This is a genomic window from Pseudomonas sp. FG13 (assembly GCF_057809755.1).
The window spans coordinates 1-17,918 of record NZ_JBMDKO010000044.1; the positions used below are offsets into that span (position 1 = coordinate 1).

12 protein-coding genes are annotated in these 17,918 nt (G+C 58.4%); 6 read left to right on the forward strand and 6 right to left on the reverse strand.

What is annotated here, in order from left to right:
* Positions 1-93: 93 nt before the first annotated feature.
* The gene (gene nosR, locus ACODTO_RS24195; protein WP_489107173.1) at positions 94-1,461 is read right to left on the reverse strand and encodes a response regulator c-di-GMP phosphodiesterase, NosR family; all 1,368 of its coding nucleotides are present in this window, start codon (positions 1,459-1,461) and stop codon (positions 94-96) included.
* 230 nt (positions 1,462-1,691) lie between these two features.
* Here nosR and ACODTO_RS24200 point away from each other — a divergent pair, with 230 nt between their 5' ends.
* The 6 genes from ACODTO_RS24200 (at position 1,692) to ACODTO_RS24225 (ending at position 11,939) form a co-directional block, all read left to right on the forward strand.
* Positions 1,692-3,983, forward strand: a complete 2,292-nt coding sequence (locus ACODTO_RS24200) for a GGDEF/EAL domain-containing response regulator (RefSeq protein WP_489107174.1) — start codon at positions 1,692-1,694, stop codon at positions 3,981-3,983.
* A complete protein-coding gene (locus ACODTO_RS24205) occupies positions 3,980-5,854 on the forward strand; it encodes an EAL domain-containing response regulator (protein WP_139645119.1) in 1,875 nt (624 codons plus the stop codon). Before ACODTO_RS24200 ends, ACODTO_RS24205 begins: the two co-directional genes overlap by 4 nt.
* Positions 5,855-5,890: 36 nt before the next feature.
* Positions 5,891-6,850 carry a cytochrome-c peroxidase gene (locus tag ACODTO_RS24210; protein WP_489107175.1) on the forward strand — a complete coding sequence of 320 codons (960 nt, stop codon included), beginning with the start codon at positions 5,891-5,893 and terminating at the stop codon, positions 6,848-6,850.
* Entirely contained in the window at positions 6,847-8,649 is a 1,803-nt protein-coding gene (locus tag ACODTO_RS24215; RefSeq protein ID WP_489107176.1) for a DAHL domain-containing protein, read from the forward strand. Before ACODTO_RS24210 ends, ACODTO_RS24215 begins: the two co-directional genes overlap by 4 nt.
* The gene (locus ACODTO_RS24220; RefSeq protein WP_139645113.1) at positions 8,646-10,052 is read left to right on the forward strand and encodes an ATP-binding protein; all 1,407 of its coding nucleotides are present in this window, start codon (positions 8,646-8,648) and stop codon (positions 10,050-10,052) included. Before ACODTO_RS24215 ends, ACODTO_RS24220 begins: the two co-directional genes overlap by 4 nt.
* Before the next feature lie 267 nt (positions 10,053-10,319).
* Positions 10,320-11,939: an FMN-binding glutamate synthase family protein gene (locus ACODTO_RS24225; RefSeq protein WP_139645111.1), complete on the forward strand. Its 1,620-nt coding sequence runs from the start codon at positions 10,320-10,322 to the stop codon at positions 11,937-11,939.
* 38 nt (positions 11,940-11,977) lie between these two features.
* On the opposite strand, the gene ACODTO_RS24230 is transcribed toward ACODTO_RS24225, so the two are convergent.
* Genes ACODTO_RS24230 through ACODTO_RS24250 form a run of 5 tightly spaced genes read right to left on the reverse strand, consistent with a single transcriptional unit; the run spans position 11,978 to position 17,909 of the window.
* Positions 11,978-13,393, reverse strand: coding sequence for a glycosyltransferase family 39 protein (locus ACODTO_RS24230; protein WP_489107177.1), 1,416 nt, complete (start codon positions 13,391-13,393; stop codon positions 11,978-11,980).
* Positions 13,393-14,364, reverse strand: coding sequence for a lysylphosphatidylglycerol synthase transmembrane domain-containing protein (locus ACODTO_RS24235; RefSeq protein ID WP_489107178.1), 972 nt, complete (start codon positions 14,362-14,364; stop codon positions 13,393-13,395). The genes ACODTO_RS24230 and ACODTO_RS24235 overlap by 1 nt, the downstream gene beginning before the upstream one ends.
* Complete coding sequence (locus tag ACODTO_RS24240; RefSeq protein ID WP_489107179.1) at positions 14,361-15,101, reverse strand: SDR family oxidoreductase; 741 nt, start codon at positions 15,099-15,101, stop codon at positions 14,361-14,363. Before ACODTO_RS24240 ends, ACODTO_RS24235 begins: the two co-directional genes overlap by 4 nt.
* Positions 15,098-16,414, reverse strand: a complete 1,317-nt coding sequence (locus tag ACODTO_RS24245; protein ID WP_139645103.1) for an FAD-binding oxidoreductase — start codon at positions 16,412-16,414, stop codon at positions 15,098-15,100. The genes ACODTO_RS24240 and ACODTO_RS24245 overlap by 4 nt, the downstream gene beginning before the upstream one ends.
* 55 nt (positions 16,415-16,469) lie before the next feature.
* A complete protein-coding gene (locus ACODTO_RS24250; RefSeq protein WP_139645101.1) occupies positions 16,470-17,909 on the reverse strand; it encodes a UbiA family prenyltransferase in 1,440 nt (479 codons plus the stop codon).
* Positions 17,910-17,918: the final 9 nt, after the last annotated feature.

A 17,918-nucleotide genomic window follows, 5' to 3' on the forward strand; every position in this document is an offset into this window, starting at 1 on the left:
CGGTGTGTCAGTCAACTGCTCAACAGCTGATACGCCGCTTTCGCGAGCAGGCTCGCTCCCACAGGGGGATTCGAGTCGCCAGTCAGGCTTGGATCACCCCAACATCGGCTTCGGCGCCGAAGGATCCAGTTCTTCCTCGGGGATCTTGACGAACACGCTGTACCGGGCCCCTTCCATCGCTTCGAAGGCGATGAGCTTATCCACCAACGGGCCACTCAACACCTTGCCGGCATTGAGCAACAGCATGCCGTTGTCGGCGTTGAGGTTGCGGGCCAGGACCATGCCGGACGCCAGTTCGCGGGTGGTCATGACTTTCACCGTCGGGTCGGACAGGGTCACGTCCTCCAGGTATTCGGCACAGGCCTTGATGAAGTCCTCCACCATGTCCGGATCGTACAGCTTGCCGGCGTATTTGCGGATGTAGACCAGCGCCTCGTCGCTGTTCATCTGCCGTTCGAGAATCAGCCCGCGCTGCAGTTCGATGAAGTCCACCGCCAGCTTCAACAGCCTGGAACCGAACGGAATCGCTTCGCCCTTGAGGTGATCCGGGAAACCACTGCCGTCCCAGCGCTCCTGGTGATGGAGGATGATGCGCGCCGCGTCCTTCATCGGGTCCAGGGTCATCAGCAGCGATTCGCTCTGCTTCGGATAGGAGCGATACAGATCCAATTCGTTGTGATGCAGCAGGTCAGCCGGCGTGACCATCATGTTATCGGTCCAGCTCAGCTTGCCGATGTTGTAGAGCGCGGCGGCCATGGTCAGGTCGCGATCGGTGGACTCGTCGAGAAAGTGCAGCCGACTGTAGACCCGGATCAGTTCGATGATCTGCCGGTTGGTCTGCTTGGCCTTGGGCAGGCGCAGGTTGGCGATCAGCGAGAACACCTCAGTGCCGGTCACATAGCTGCGCTTGAGCTCTTCATAGGCCAGGTCGAGCATGTCGGCGGTCTGCTGCAGCTCGGCGGTGCGTGACGCCACGCGCTTTTCCAGGGTGGCGTTGAGGGTCTTGAGTTGCTGGTTCTGCTCGCGGTTCAGCGCTTCGAGGCGCTGGCGTTCGTTTTCGGAATGCTGGTGGGCCAGGGCCTGGCGCAGGGCCTGCACCAGTTCATCGTCGTTCCAGGGCTTGCTGAGGTAGCGATACAGCCCCCCCTCGTTGATGGCCTTGGTCATCATGTCCACATCGGCATAGCCGGTGAGCAGGATGCGCAGGGTCGACGGATAGAGTTTGCGGATCTGGGCCAGCAGCGTCGCACCGTCCATGTTGGGCATGCGCGCATCGGTCATCACCAGGTCGACTGGCCGTTCCTTGAGGATTTCCAGGGCCTTGGCGCCGCTGTCGGCCAGCAGGATCTCATAGGGCTGGCTGCGCAGTAACCGGCGCAGGCTATTGAGAATCGACTCTTCGTCATCAACCAACAGCACCGTCGGCTTCGTGACCGGAACGTCCGGCGATTGATCTTCCATTGCTACCCCCCTCCTATAAGACGACAACCGTTCTACCTTACCCCCAAAAGACAGGCTAGTAGATTGCGTAAATTTAGGCACGATTTGCCATCACTGACCAAGCGCATCCCGATCAGACGACTATGCTGTACCCCATGAAGGGCCAAGTACAGGCCAGAATACTCATGCCAGCGAAAGGGATATCAGATGTACCCACGGTTCTGTAGTCAGCATCACCTCGGTGCACGGCCATGAGCCTGCCCCTGGAAAGAGCCAATCGGCGGATCCTGATCGTCGACGATACCCTGACGATCCATGAGGACTTTCGAAAGATTCTCAGCCCCCAGGCACCCGCCGAAGACAACCTGAGCAGTGCCGAAGAGGCCCTGTTCGGCGCACCGGTCGCGGTCGCCAGCCAGAATTTCGTGCTTGATTCGGCCTTCCAGGGCATGGAGGCCCTGAACAAGGTCGAGACCGCACTGGCCCAGGGGCAGCCCTATGCCATGGCGTTCATCGACATGCGCATGCCCCCTGGCTGGGATGGCCTGGAAACCATCGAAAGGCTATGGCGCGCCGATCCCAAGCTGCAAGTCGCGCTATGCACCGCTTATTCGGACTATTCCTGGGAAGACATCGCCGAGCGTCTGGAACTGGGCGACCGCCTGCTTATCCTGAAAAAACCCTTCGACGCCATCGAGATTCGCCAGATGGCCAGTACCCTGACCGTCAAATGGCAGATGACCGAAGACGCGGCGCTGAAGATGGACATGCTCGAACACGCGGTGGAGGAACGCACCCGGGAACTGGCCGACGCCAACATCATCGTGCAGAACAGCCCGACCATCCTCTATCGCTTGCGGGGCGAACCGCCGTTCCCGTTGATGTACATCTCCCACAACATCACCAAGTTCGGTCATGTCGCCGGGCAACTGGTCAGCTCACCGGACTGGGCACAGGTGCTGATCCACCCCGACGACCAGTCCAAGGTCGACGACGCCATGGTTCGCGTGCTGGATCGCGATACGGCGGGTGCGTCCATCGAGTTCCGCATGCGTACCGGCGACGATACGTACCGCTGGGTGGAGAACCGCTACATCCCGGTGCGCAACGAGCAAGGCCTGTTGCTGGAGGTGGAAGGCATCATCCTGGATATCACCGAACGCAAGCTGGCCGAGGAAAAAATCGCCCTGCTGGCCCGTACCGATGGCCTGACCGGGCTGGCGAACCGCGCCACGGTGATCGAGCGGCTGCACCAGGCATTCGCCGCCGCGCGCCGGGGGGCACCAGCGTTCGCGATGTTCTACCTGGACCTGGACCACTTCAAGCGGATCAACGACACCCTGGGCCATCCCATCGGCGACCTGCTGTTGCAGGAAGTCGCCAGGCGCATCAAGGACTGCACCCGGGAAAACGACGTGGTCGCACGCCTGGGCGGTGACGAGTTCGCCATCCTGCAACTGGATGTCCACGAACCCACCCACTGCGCCGCGCTGGCGGCCAAGATCCGCGATACCCTGGTGGCGCCCTACTCCCTGGACGGCAACGACGTACGGATCTCCGTGAGCATCGGTATCGCCCTGTACACGCCACAGACCCTGAGTGCCGACAGCCTGATGGCCCAGTCCGACATGGCCCTGTACCGCTCCAAGGAAAAAGGCCGCAACCAGTACCACTTCCATAACGAGGAGATCAACCAGGAGGTGACGGACCGGGTCGCCCTGGCCAACGACCTGCGCCAGGCCATCGAAAACCAGGAGTTGCACCTGCATTACCTGCCGGAAGTCGACCTCGGCACCGGCAAAATCCTGGGCATGGGCGTGCAGGTACGCTGGAAGCACCCGGAACGGGGCTGGCTGGAGCCATCGGCGTTCATGCCGGCGGCGGAAAAAACCGGGCTCATCATTGCCCTCGGGCATTGGGTGCTGGATCAGGCCTGCCAGCAGATGCGCCAATGGCGTGACCAGGGCATGGCCCCTCCGGTCATTGCCATCGACCTGTCCCTGACCCAGCTCAAGACCGGGCCGGAACTGATCTACGATGTCCTGCGGACCACCGCCCGCTGGGAGCTGGCCCCCTGGGACCTGCGCTTCGATGTCACCGAAGCCACCCTCGCCCAGACCAAATGGACCCACAACGACGTATTGCCGCGCCTGTGTGAACTGGGGGTACAGGTGGCCATCGATGATTTCGGTACCGAGTATTCCTCGTTCGATTACCTCAAGACCTATCGGGTCAATCACCTGAAACTCGCCCAACGCTTGCTCGACAGCGCCAACGACGACCCGGGCAACGCCATGACCCTGCGGGCGATCATCAACTTTGCCCGGGACGTGGGCATCGGCATCATTGCCGAGGGCGTCGAGACCCAGGAGCAACGCACCACACTGATGTCCACCGGCGGAGCGATGCAAGCCCAGGGGCACTATTTCAGCACGGCGGTGGACAGCGGCCAGGCCGCCGAACTGCTCAAGGCCGGCACCATCGTTCCCGTGGTGGATCACTGGACCCGGCCGGCGAGCCAGCTATCGGAGAGCAACCCATGAACCCCATGTCGGTACCTGCCAACCGGCGGATCCTGGTGGTGGACGATACGCCGGCCATCCATCAGGACTTCCGCAAGATCCTCAGCCCCGGCAACGGCAGCGATGATTCGCTGGACGACACCGAGAGCCTGTTGTTCGGAACGCCCCAGGTCAACCGACTGCAATTTCAGATCGACTCGGCCTATCAGGGCGAAGAAGCCCTGGAGCTGGTCAAGCGCGCCCAGGCCGAAGGCCAGCCCTATGCGCTGGTGTTCGCCGACATGCGCATGCCGCCGGGCTGGGACGGCCTGCAGACCATCGAGCGTTTGTGGCAAGCCGACCCGCGGCTGCAAATCGCCCTGTGCACGGCCTTCTCGGATTACACCTGGGAAACCATGGCCGAACGCATCGAGTTCGATGATCAACTGCTGATCCTGAAAAAACCTTTCGACACCCTGGAAATCCGCCAGATGGCCAGCGCCATGACCTGGAAATGGCAACTGGCCCAGGATGCGGCGAGAAAGATGCGCAGCCTGGAACGCACGATCGAGGAACGGGTCCAGGAATTGCTCAAGGTATCTCACCTGCTGCAATACGACGTGCTCACCGAATTGCCCAACAGCATGTTGCTCGGTGATCGCCTGACCCAGGCCATGGCCCAGTGCCGGCGCCATGACCGGCAACTGGCGGTGATGTTCATCGGCCTGGATCGCTTCAAGCGCATCAACAATGCCCTCGGCCATCCGGTGGGCGATGAGATGCTCAAGCGCGTGGCACGTGCGCTGGCGACGGTGGTGCGTGAATCCGACTCAGTGTTTCGCTACGGTTCCGATGAGTTCGTGGTGGTGCTGGGGGACATCGCCGACCCACAGCAGATCAAGGGCGTGGCGGAAAAGCTGTTGGCGGCCGTCAACTCGCCCCAGCCCATCGAGGGGCATGACCTGAGCGTCACCGCGAGCCTGGGGGTCAGCGTGTATCCGGCCGACGGTTTCGACGCCGTGGCGCTGATCAAGAAAGCCGAGACAGCGATGCGCAACGTCAAGGAAACCGGTCCCAACGACTACCGTTTTTTCACCGAAGACATGAACCGCCGGGCCCGACAGCAACAGACCATCGAGTCCGGTTTGCGACTGGCCCTGCAACGCAAGGAGTTCGTGCTGCATTACCAGCCCAAGCTGGACCTGCGTAGTGGCAAGGTGGTCGGCGTCGAGGCACTGGTGCGTTGGGACCGACCAGGCCATGGGCTGGTCCCGCCATCGGATTTCATCCCGGTGGCCGAGGACAGCGGGCTGATCGTGCCACTCAGCCAATGGGTACTCCAGGAAGCCTGCCAGCAGGCCTGCACCTGGCAAGCCCAAGGCATGCGGCCGCTGTACCTGTCGGTCAACGTCTCGGCCATCGATTTTCGTCAACGGGGTTTCGTCGAAGGCATCGCCCGCACCCTCAAGGAAACGGGACTGGACCCGACACAGTTAGAACTGGAGATCACCGAAAGCGTGTTGATGCAGAACATCGATACCACCGTCGCCATCCTCAAGGCCATCAAGCAACAGGGGATCCGGCTGGCCATCGACGACTTCGGTACCGGCTATTCGAGCTTGAGCTACCTGCAGAAATTTCCAGTGGATGTGCTGAAGATCGACCAATCGTTCGTCGGTGACCTGAGCATCGACAGCAACGACGCCAAGCTGGTGAGCACCATCATCAACCTCGGCAAGGGCCTGAACCTGCACATCATCGCCGAAGGTGTGGAAACCCGCGAGCAGTTGGAGTTTCTCAAGGTCCACCAGTGCGAAGAGGCCCAGGGGTATTACTTCAGCAAGGCGGTGGAGCCGCTAGCCTTTGTCCAGTGGATGGCCCAGTGGGAACGACGTCCGAATCCGTTTTCGTGAAACACCCATCAACCAAAAGATTCAAGGAAGCATCCGATGGCGTCATCTGGACTGTTACTCGCTCTCGGCCTGCTCATGGGCTTGGGCGTGACTGCTCACGCCGCACCACTGGACGAGCCGCTCAAACCGCTACCCCCTGTTCCGACCCTGGACCCCAAGCGTGTCCAACTGGGACAGCGACTGTTCTTCGATCCTCGGCTCTCGGTCAACAACACTCTCTCCTGCGCCAGTTGCCATCATCTTGACAAGGGCGGCGCCGACGACAAGCGGCTTTCCCTGGGGTTCGATGGCAAGCCGGTGGAGGTCAATACGCCTACCGTGTTCAATGCCAGCCTGAACTTCCATCAGTTCTGGGACGGCCGCGTCGATACCCTGGAAGACCAGGTCCACGCCGTGGTGACCAGCCCCACGGAAATGGGCAATACCTGGGAAGCGGTGGTCAAGCGCATCGCCGATGACCCGGGTTATGCCAAGGACTTCGCCAGTGCCTATCCCGACGGTGTCACCAAGCCCAATATCCAGGGCGCGCTGGCCGATTTCGAGCGCACCCTGCTGACACCCAACTCGCGCTTCGACCAATATCTGCTGGGCAACACCGACATTCTCACCCCCCGGGAAAAGTTCGGTTACCAGCGCTTCAAGGAATACGGCTGCATCGCTTGCCACCAAGGTGTGAACATCGGCGGCAACATGTTCCAGAAGTTCGGCGTCATGGGTGACTACATCGCGGACCGGGGCAACCCCACCCGGGTCGATGAGGGACGTTTCAACGTCACCGGCGATGACTCCGACCGTCAGGTCTTCAAGGTCCCCAGCCTGCGTAACGTGGCCGTTACCGCACCGTATTTCCACGACGGATCCGCACCGACCCTCGAGCGTGCGGTGGAAGTGATGTTCAAATACCAGTTGGGCCGTGAACCGTTGAAGAACGACACGGAACTGATCGTCGAATTCCTCAAGACCCTGACCGGTGAACACGAGGGCAAGCCACTATGAAGGCCCTTCGTCGCTTCGGCCTGTTCTTCATCGGCGCCCTGCTCGCCTCGGTCCTGCTGTTCATGTACGTCAATTCCAGTGCGCAACAGGCTGCCTCGTACATTGAGTCCCGGGACCTGATCCGCCTGCTCAAGCAGCAGGACGCCATCTGGGACAACGAGGTACTCAAATCCCGGATCGCCCTGAGCCACAACTACGACCCATTGGTTTCCCCGCTGCACGAAATGACGCGCCTGTGGCAACGCCTCGACACCATTGAATCGGAGCCCGGTCGCCATGCGCCCTCGCTCTGGGAGACCCAGCGCGACGAGTATCTCAAGGCCGTCAAGGAAAAAACCCGCCTGGTGGAACAGTTCAAGTCCCACAACGCGGTGCTGCGCAACTCCCTGGCCTTCCTGCCCACCGCCGAAGACGACATTCAGGCCGAGTTCGCGCAACTGTCCGACGAGGACAAGCTGCAGTTGCAAAGTGTCGCCATCGACACCTACGACCTGCTGCTCAGCAGCATGGAATTCTCCCAGCTCACCACCCGCGAAATAGCCGCCGAGGTGCTGCTGGGCCTGAACCGTCTCGATGTCAACAAGGAGCGCCTGCCGGTGGGCTTGCATGACTCCATCGACATCCTGAGCCGGCACATCGCCCTGATCCTGCGCGAGCAGCCGCGGGTCAACGAGTTGCTGGAGAGCATCGAAGCCGTTCCCGTCTCCGATCATCTGGACACCATCACCCGCCTGATCGAGAAGGATCAGGAAATAGCCGCCGACAAGTACCAGCGCAACCACGTGTACCTGCTGGTGTTCGCCACCCTCCTGGTGTTGATATTGATCTGGCTGGCCATCCGGCTGGTACGCAGCTTTGCCGAGATCAAGCACGTCAACAAAGCCCTGAAAACCGCCAACGACGAACTGGAACAACGGGTCGAAGAGCGCACCCGCCAGCTCAAGGATACCCAGAGCGAATTGATGGACACCGCCCGCCAGGCCGGCATGGCGGAGATCGCCACCAATGTGCTGCACAACGTCGGCAACGTGCTCAACAGCGTGAACATCTCCGCCGACCTGGTCAGTCGCAAATTGCGCAGCAGCAAGGCCCAGGGACTGGGCAAGGCAATGACCCTGATCAACGATCATGCCCATGACCTGGGGCGCTTCCTGAGCGAAGACGAGAAAGGCAAGCTCCTACCCGGCTATCTCAACCAGTTGGCGGACGCCATTGCGGTCGAACAGCAAAGCCTGATCGATGAGTTGGCCCAGTTGAGCAAGAGCGTGGACCACATCAAGGACATCGTCTCCACGCAGCAATCCTATGCCGGTGCCAACAGCCTGGTGGAACCGCTGGTGGTCAGCGAACTGCTGGAAGATGCCTTGCGCATGAACTCCGGCGCCCTGACCCGGCACCATGTGACGGTGATCAAGGAGTACGGCAACTTGCCGCGGATCATGGGTGACAAACACCGTTTGTTGCTGATTCTGATCAACCTGATCAGCAACGCCAAATATGCCATGGCCGGAGTCTCGAACCATGCGCGGAACATGACCCTGCGTGCGGAGGTCGTAAATGACGAGACGTTGCAGATCAGCGTCAAGGACGAGGGTGAAGGTATCCCGGAAGAAAACATGACACGTATCTTTGCCCACGGTTTTACCACACGCAAGGAAGGCCACGGGTTCGGCCTGCACAGCTGTGCAACGGCCGCCATCGAAATGAACGGCCGCCTCACCGCCCACAGTGAGGGGCCAGGCAAGGGGGCGACGTTCGTACTACACGTACCCCTGAAACTCGCGGAAGACGATTCATGAACAGTTTAAGTAACCGGCGCATCCTGTTGATCGACGATACGCCCGCCATTCATGAGGATTTTCGCAAGATTCTCACCCCCGAGGACGACAGCAACGCCGACCTGCAAGACATGGAAAGCGCGCTGTTTGGCGATGCACCGAAACCGGTCGGTACGGTGTTCGAGCTCGACTCGGCCTATGGCGGCCAGGAAGGCCTGAGCAAATTACAGGCGGCGCTGGCAAAGGACCGCCCGTATGCCCTGGCTTTCGTCGACATGCGCATGCCAGAGGGGTGGGACGGTGCCAAGACCATCGAGGAACTGTGGAAATGCGACCCGCAGTTGCAGGTGGTGGTGTGCACGGCCTATTCGGATTATTCCTGGGATGAATTGCTGGATCGACTGAACGGTCACGACCGCCTGCTGATCCTGAAAAAGCCCTTCGATAACATCGAAGTCCAGCAGATGGCCAACACCCTCACCACCAAGTGGGAAATGACCTCCCGCGCGCAACTGAAAATGAACAAACTCGAAGAACTGGTGCAGCAACGCACCCAGGCCTTCAAACAGGCCAGCACCTTGCTGCAGATGGAAATCGACGAACGCAAGATGCTCGAAACCCAGTTGGTGCAATCGGAAAAACTCGCCTCGCTGGGCCAGTTGGCAGCCGGGGTGGCCCATGAAATCAACAACCCCATCGGTTTCATTTCTTCCAACCTGGGCGCGCTGGACGGCTACTTCAACAAGCTGGAGGAAATGCTCCTGGCCTATGGCAATGCCGAAGAAGCCATCGCTTCGCCGGAGCTGGTGATGTACCTGACCAAGCTGCGCGAGCAGGTGGAGTTGGACTTCCTCGTCGAAGACATCCCGTTGCTGATCAAGGAATCCAAGGACGGCATCGCCCGGGTCGGACAGATCGTCAAGGACCTGAAGGACTTCTCCCGCGTCGACTCCAACCAGGAATGGCAAATGGCGAACCTGCAGCAGGGCATGGATTCGACGCTGAACATCGTGGCCAACGAAATCAAGTACAAAGCCGATGTGGTCAAGGAGTACAGCCCGCTGCCAGAGGTCGAATGCCTGCCGTCGCAAATCAATCAGGTGATCATGAACCTGATCGTCAACGCCGCCCAGGCCATCGGTCCCGAACGCGGCACCATCACCTTGCGCAACGGCGTCGACGGCGACACCGTGTGGATCGAAGTCGCCGACAACGGCTCGGGCATCGAACCGGAAACCCTGCAAAAAATCTTCGACCCGTTCTTTACCACCAAACCCATCGGCCAGGGCACGGGGCTTGGACTGTCGTTGTCCTATGGCATCGTGAAGAAGCACAACGGCGAGATCACCGTGCGCAGCGAAGTGGGGGTGGGGACGACGTTCCGGGTCGAGTTGCCGGTGCGGCAGATGAAATTGGTGGGGTGACATTGATTAAACATGATTTATCTGTGGAAGGATGACCTGTGGCGAGGGGATTTATCCCCGCTGGGCTGCGCAGCAGCCCTAAAACCAGTCGACTCGGTACATCAGGCAGATTGAGTCGATTGTATTGGGGCTGCTATGCAGCCCAGCGGGGATAAATCCCCTCGCCACAGATAAATCCCTCGGCACATGAAATCCTCTCATCACCAGTTGCCCAGCGTTTCGCCACCAGCGCAGAATGGCCCTTCGCCCCTACCCCAAGGAAACCGCATGAGCCTGTCGCTACTGAGCCGTTACGCCTTCTTCGCCGGCTGTGTACTGTTCACCCTCGCCAGCCTGCCGTTCCTTGCGCATGACTGGCTCTGGCCGTTCGCGCTGGTGACAGGCCTGCTGAGCCTGCTGGGGCTGTTCGACCTGCTGCAAAGCCGCCACGCCGTGCGGCGCAACTATCCGATCCTGGGCAATATCCGCTACCTGGTCGAAGGCATTCGCCCGGAGATCCGCCAGTACCTGCTCGAATCCGACAGCGACGCCCTGCCCTTCTCCCGCGCCCAGCGCTCATTGGTGTATTCCCGGGCCAAGAACGAAAGCGCCGACAAACCCTTCGGCACGCTGATCGACGTTTACCAGGCCGGTTTCGAATTCATTGGCCACTCCATGCGTCCAGCCCCGTTGAGCGACCCCAGCGGTTTTCGCGTAACAGTCGGCGGCCCGCAGTGCACCCAGCCGTACTCGGCCTCGGTGTTCAACATCTCCGCCATGAGCTTCGGTTCCCTGAGCGCCAACGCCATCCGGGCCTTGAACCAAGGGGCGAAGCTCGGCAACTTCGCCCACGACACCGGCGAAGGCAGCATCAGCCCTTATCACCGTGAACATGGCGGCGACCTGACCTGGGAGCTGGGCAGCGGCTACTTCGGTTGCCGCACCCCGGACGGCCACTTCGACCCGGAGCGTTTTGCCGCCCAGGCCCGGAACCCACAGGTGCGGATGATTGAAATCAAGATGAGCCAGGGCGCCAAACCCGGCCACGGCGGGATTCTGCCCAAGCACAAGGTCACCCGGGAGATCGCCGAAACCCGCGGCATCCGCATGGGCGAGGATTGCGTTTCACCGTCCTGCCACAGCGCTTTTTCCACCCCCATCGAGTTGATGCAGTTCGTACAGCAGTTGCGTGAGTTGTCCGGTGGAAAACCGGTGGGCTTCAAGTTCTGCCTGGGTCATCCCTGGGAGTTCATGGGAATCGCCAAGGCCATGCTGGAAACCGGCATCCTGCCCGACTTTATCGTGGTGGACGGCAAGGAGGGCGGCACGGGCGCCGCACCGGTCGAGTTCACCGACCACATCGGCGCGCCGCTGCGCGAGGGCCTGCTGTTCGTTCACAACACCCTGGTGGGCCTGAACCTGCGGGACAAGATCAAGCTCGGCGCCAGCGGCAAGATCGTCAGCGCCTTCGACATCGCCAGCGTACTGGCCATCGGCGCCGACTGGGCCAACGCCGCCCGGGGCTTCATGTTCGCCATCGGCTGCATCCAGTCGCAAAGCTGCCACACCAATAAATGCCCCACCGGCGTCGCCACCCAGGACACCTTGCGCCAGCGCGCCCTGGTCGTCCCGGACAAGGCCCAGCGGGTCTACAGCTTTCACCGCAACACCCTCAAGGCCCTGGCAGAAATGCTCGCCGCCGCAGGCCTCGAACACCCGTCGCAGTTGCAACCCAAGCACCTGGTTCGGCGGATGTCCGCGACCGAGATCAAGCTGTTTTCCCAATTGCATGTGTTTCTCAAGCCCGGGGAGTTACTGACGGGCGAGGTCAATGGCGCGTTTTATTCGCGGATGTGGCAGATGGCGCGGGCGGACAGTTTTGAGCCGGAGGAAATCGCCACAGCTTAGTTTGCGTAACACCGGGTATCCAGTGTTACGCAAACCCCTCATCGAATGTCAGTCTGGTATCTAACTATTGATGAGTCTCCGACTGCACGCTCATCAACAAAATGATAACCATGTTTCTTCCTATACTCCGCGTCCGGTATCCAGGTTCCATGCGTGCCTAAAATACAGAATTCCATTGGCTGCGCGGCGGACTCAATATCCTTCTCCATGTCACTGACGCTCTTAACCTTTAACTCCAAGCCAAGCACCTTCGCATACCCTTGAGCCTCCAAATGTGCGAACGAGTATACTGCTCGATCAGCGCATTCACCCGCTATCAACTGTATGACATCACGCATCTGACTTACAGGAGGCAATTGATTTCTGAAAGTATAAACAGGCTTGCCCCCAGTGTACAAAGGCGTTAGCGAAAAACAAAAAACAACAATCATTACACTATAAAAAAGCACCTGATCTCGCAAAAGACCGAGGCCATACCCCGCCAGCATCAACAATGCAGGCAACAATACGATAAGATTACGCATCGTCAAGACAGGCTGAATATAGAAAGAGCGCATATAGGGAACCATCGCGCACACACCTATCCACAGAATAAAAAACCATAAAAACTCCTTCCTCTCACTGCCTTTGAGAATATCCAAGAGCCCGAACATCATTAAAATGGCGACCATCATGGCGAGGGTTTTATTACCAAAATACAGCGCAAATAATTCAGTAAAAAAATTGTCGTCCGGAGCCGGCACCCAAAACCCACTTCGCTCTATATTAGCCACTATATATCCGATGCTTGGAAGGAGGCTCAGAAAGACAAATAGCCCAACGGCCAAAAACATCAAAATCATTCTCATCCGAAAAGCTTTTCGGCCATAAATCAGATAAAACAATCCGATCTGGGCGAGGACTGGAAAAAAACCGAAATAGTGGGTATTCACCAGCATTGCCGTCACGACGGCATACAAAACTGCATTCAAGGCTGTAGGGTTGTGCACCAGCGTTAAAAAAACCAAAAACGAAAGCACGACAAGCAACACCAGTAATGCATACGACCTGGTTTCTTGAGAGTACGTTATCAAATAAAAATTAACCGCCACCAGCCACGCACAAATCAGTCCTGTCCGTCGGCCAAAAAACTTCCAACCCAAATAGAAAACGCTCGGTATCAGCAAGACACCGAAAAAAACCGACAGATACCTTCCGCTTATCTCAGCGTAACCAAACGCTTTATAAAATAGCCATAAAAGTGCCTGGTAGAGTGGTGGGTGCACATCTAGCAATGTGCGTTCATAGACCCGCTTGAAACTGTTATCCGGATCACTGACTGCCACACTGAATGCTTCATCCAGCCAAAGTCCATGCGTGTCGATGTTATGCAATCTCAAATAGCAACCGACGATCATTGCGCCTGCCAACGATAGATACATTGGTCCACTTTGTGGAGTTGCTTTCATGATCATTATTGTTCTCCACGTCCTCGTCCAAGTAACGATCGTTCCCGCCCGATCAAGCATGCAGCCCCCAGCCCTACCGCCAGCCACAACGTCACCATCCGCAACAGAACCGTCGCTGCAATTGCACTTGCCATCGCAACGGCACCAGACGCCAGCAAAGCCACCATTACCGCTTCGGTACTGCCCAATCCGGCGGGCATGAAACTCAGGGCTCCAACCAGCATGGAAATGGCATAAATGAACATGACCGACGTGAGAGGTACGTCCGCTCCCACAGCCCTCAAAATCCAGTAGAACGCCAACACTTCAAGCCCCCAGGCCATGAGACTCAATAACGTCGCGACAATCTGTCGACGTGGGGTATGACACCGGCGTGCCTGACGCAACACTCGAAGGAGATGGCGCAGCATCCGGGAAATCCAGCGACTTCCCTTGTCGATACGGCGGGCAATGCTCCCTATTAGTGCTGGACGCACCATCAGCAGTACGCCGCAGACCAGCAACGCCAGAGTGGCCACCATCATCGGCAGCCATTTGGGGTGAGCACTCAAGCCCAACAGCGCCAAAACAACTATCGCCAGTAAATCCGAAAACCGCTCACTCAGTAGCGCAGCAAAACTGTGTGCGTATGGCACATCCCAGCGTTTCAGCAGAACTCCACGCAACGCCTCGCCCGCCTTGCCAGGTGTTGTAGTCAATGCAAATCCCGCCAGATAGATTTTCAAGCTGGGCCAACAAGGCAACGTATGTCCCAAGGCACTGAGATAAATCTGCCAGCGCAAAAAACGCAGCCCATAGCCAAGCAGAACCAAGACGACTATTTGCGCCCCGTCCCACCACCCTACCCGACTGACCGCCCCGCTCACCGCCGCCCATCCACCCCAGAGGGAAATGGCGAGGTAAGCCAGGGCCGAGCAGATCGCCGAACCGATCAAAAACTGATAGCGCCATCCTGTCAAAGCCACGATCTGGTTCACAGGTTGAGCCTTTTGAACAGTGGCTGTGGCAATGCCCGTATCAGACACATGAACAACGCCCAGAACGCTGGTACATAAAGCACCGAGACCTTGCGTTCGATACCCGCCACAATTCGACGGGCGACAGCTTCCGGTTGCGCCACCAGGAAAGCCGGCAATGCCAATCCGCGGGTCATCGGCGTATCGACAAAGCCGGGTTTGATGGTGATCACATGCACACCCAACTTGAACAGCCGCGCGCGCAGACCTTCGCAGAATGTGGAAACGGCCGCTTTGGCTGCGCCATACACATAGTTGGAGGGGCGCCCGCGATCCCCGGCAACTGAAGAAATAACCGCCAGCGTGCCACAGCGCTGAACGATCATCAGACTCGCCAGACGAGTCAGCAAGGCAATCACCGAACTGCCATTGTTGGCGAACTCGGCCATGGCCGATTCGACACTTCGCTCACATTCGTGTTGATTTGGCAAAGACCCATAAGCAATCAAACAGATATCCACCGATTGCATCACAGCCAGGCACTGCTCCAGCATGATGGTCTGTGCATCAATATTGCCAAGGTCCATCACCCAGGGAATAACCCTGCTTGCACCTCGCGCCTCAAGATCGGCACAGGTTTGCAGCAGTTTTGACTCATCCCTGGCAACCAGAAAGAACTCGCTCTGCTCAATCGCCCACCGTCGTGCGCAAGCACAGGCGATGGTAGAAGTAGCGCCCACAATCAGGATTTTTTTCATTGTGTAACTCGCTGCCAGAAACGGGACATCAATGTCGGGTCGCGCATTGCCTCCAGACGCTCCCAAGCGGGATAAGCCTGGCGAAAATCGCGGGCGCTCATGTGCGCATCCTTGGCCGGGTACAACCGGCCGCCGGCCTCATGGACAATAGCGTCCAGCCGCGGCAGCAAGGTGCTGTTCAGGGCGCCGCTTTGGGGGAAGTCCAGCGCCAGCGAAGTCCCAGGCATCGGAAAGGACAACAATCCCGGGGAAGCGATATCACCACAACGCTTGAGTACCGCCAGGAAAGATCCCAGTCCGCTACGGGCAATGACGTCGAGCAACTGCGCCAAGGCGTCCTCGGCAACCGCTTGTGGTACTACGCACTGGAACTGTTGGAATCCTTTGCGGCCGTAGATCCGATTCCAGCGCTCAATACTATCCAGCGGGTAAAAAAACGGACTGTAAGCAATCGCCTGGTTTTTCCTGCTGGCCGGCTGCATGTGCCAGTAACAGCGGTTGAACAATCCCACCATGAATGGGTTGACCAAGGACACCGGAGGCGAGGCGGGTAACGTCATGACACGGGGCGTTGGCACTTCCAACGGTCCGTGCTCACAGTGGTCCCCTACGATCATGACACCGCGCCCCAACGCAGAGCCCTTGGCCTGGCAATCAATCCAGGCCACGCTGTATTCATGAGAGGCATCAAGCTCTGTCGCCAGCGCGAAAAAGTCACTCAGTCGACCAAATCGCACCCGGGTCGTATCGATCCGACTGGACTGGATTCTGCGCAGACGAATGCTGACCCAGCTGATAATGCCCGTCAGACCTAATCCGCCGAGAGTAGCCGCAAACCACTGGGGATTTTCCGTTGGCGAACACACCATCAAAGGTTGCTCGGACCTGTGTAATCCAAAACTTAAGACCGAGTGGGCAAACGTCCCACGGCAGTGATGATTTTTCCCATGAACATCGTTGGCTACCGCTCCGCCCAGCGTCACATGGCGGGTTCCAGGCGTGACCTGCAAAAACCAGCCGCGAGGAACGGCCAGCTGCAGCACTTCACCCAAAGTGACCCCCGCCTCGGCGCAGATCTCTCCCGTTTGCCAATTGGCCTCGATGAACCGACTCAAGGGCCGCATGTGCAACACATGGCCATTGCTGGCCAAGCAACTGTCGCCATAACTGCGGCCATTCCCGAACGGCAATGTCGAGCCATGGATTTTACTGACCCGCAGCCACTGATCATCCAGATCATTTCGCCAGGCACAGGGATGAGCGATTTGCGGTTCAGCGGGATATTGCCCCCACGAACTCAACGGTAAGCTCATTGCAGGCACGACTGCGCGGTATCAATGAGAAGGCCTGCGGCATCAGGACAATCGTTCATGTCGCACTCCAGAAAATCAGGCAAAACAACACGCCTACGGCAAGGCTCAACCGGTCCTTTAGCGCAAACACCACCGGGTCCTCCTTCATTAATCCGCGGTGAGTCAGCATCCAGATCCGAGTGATCCAGAACAGCAACAAGGGGCAGGCAAGCCAGATGATTTGTGAACGCTCATACAGAGCAACGGTTGCGCCGTCGCGGATGTACAGTGCCAAAACCAGTACCGCGAGATAACCGGAAGCCGCGCCTAGCGATGAAAGCATCGCCATATCGTCTGGGTAATAATCTCGACCGCTGGCTTTACCGGTAACCCCGTTGCGCGAGACCACCAGAAGTTCGGTATAGCGCTTGACCAAAGCGAGGCTTAGGAAAATAAACATGGAAAACGCAAGTATCCATGCCGTCAGTTCCAAATCGAAGGCCGCGCCACCAGCGATGACTCGCAAGGTGTAGAGCAACGCCAGTGTAATCACGTCCAGGGGCATGATGTGCTTCAACTTGAACGAATAGGCCAGCGTCAAGGCGTAATAAAACGCCAACACCGAAACGAACTGTGAAGGTAGCCACCACCAGGCACCGCCAAGCGATATGATCAACAGCAATGGGCAAATCATCAGACCCGACTTGATCGACAGACATCCGTTTGCAAAGGGTCTGTTCCGTTTGGTTGGATGCCTTCGATCGTCTTCCAGATCCAGCAGGTCATTGAGTATATAAACGCCGGAAGCACATAACCCGAACGATATGAATGCCACCAAGCCATGCCATAGCAACAGCGGGTTGGTGATCTGATGTGCGGCCAGCAACGGCACGAAAATCAGCGCATTCTTTGCCCATTGATGCAGGCGCAAGGCCTTTCGCCATTCGCCAAACCCCGTCGTGCCGGAGCGGATCAGTCGCACGACATTGTCCAGGCTAAGGATGGCCAGTTCGACCGGTGCGGAAGGATTGACCACGTAAGCAAGCCTGGCCGAGCGCCAGATCACAAGGTCGTCCAGTGCGTTACCGACGTAATCGAAGCCTCGTTGGCCGAACAATTCAATCAATCGATCACGCTTGTGCGGCCCCGTCAGATTACATTCCAGGCGAGTCGCCAATATGTCGTCGAACACCTGCAAGTGCTCTCCGATCCTTTGCGCCAACGAATGATAACTGGCGGTGGCCAACACGATCCTGCGGCCTAGCCCGCGCTGTTCGTCGATCAGGGTCAGCACGTCCTGGTCGTAGGGCAATAGGCTGACATCGACATCCGTCGATTGAGCCAGCTGCTTCTTCAGGTAGGCCTTGCCGTGAAGCACCCAGACCAAAACTTTCAGGCAGCGCCAAGTCTGGCTGCGGACAAACGCCATGGCGCATTCAAACAACAGATCAGATTTGAGCAGTGTGCCATCCAGGTCGACAACAAAGGGCAGCGAAGCTGAACGGTCTTCCGTCATAGGCTGCAC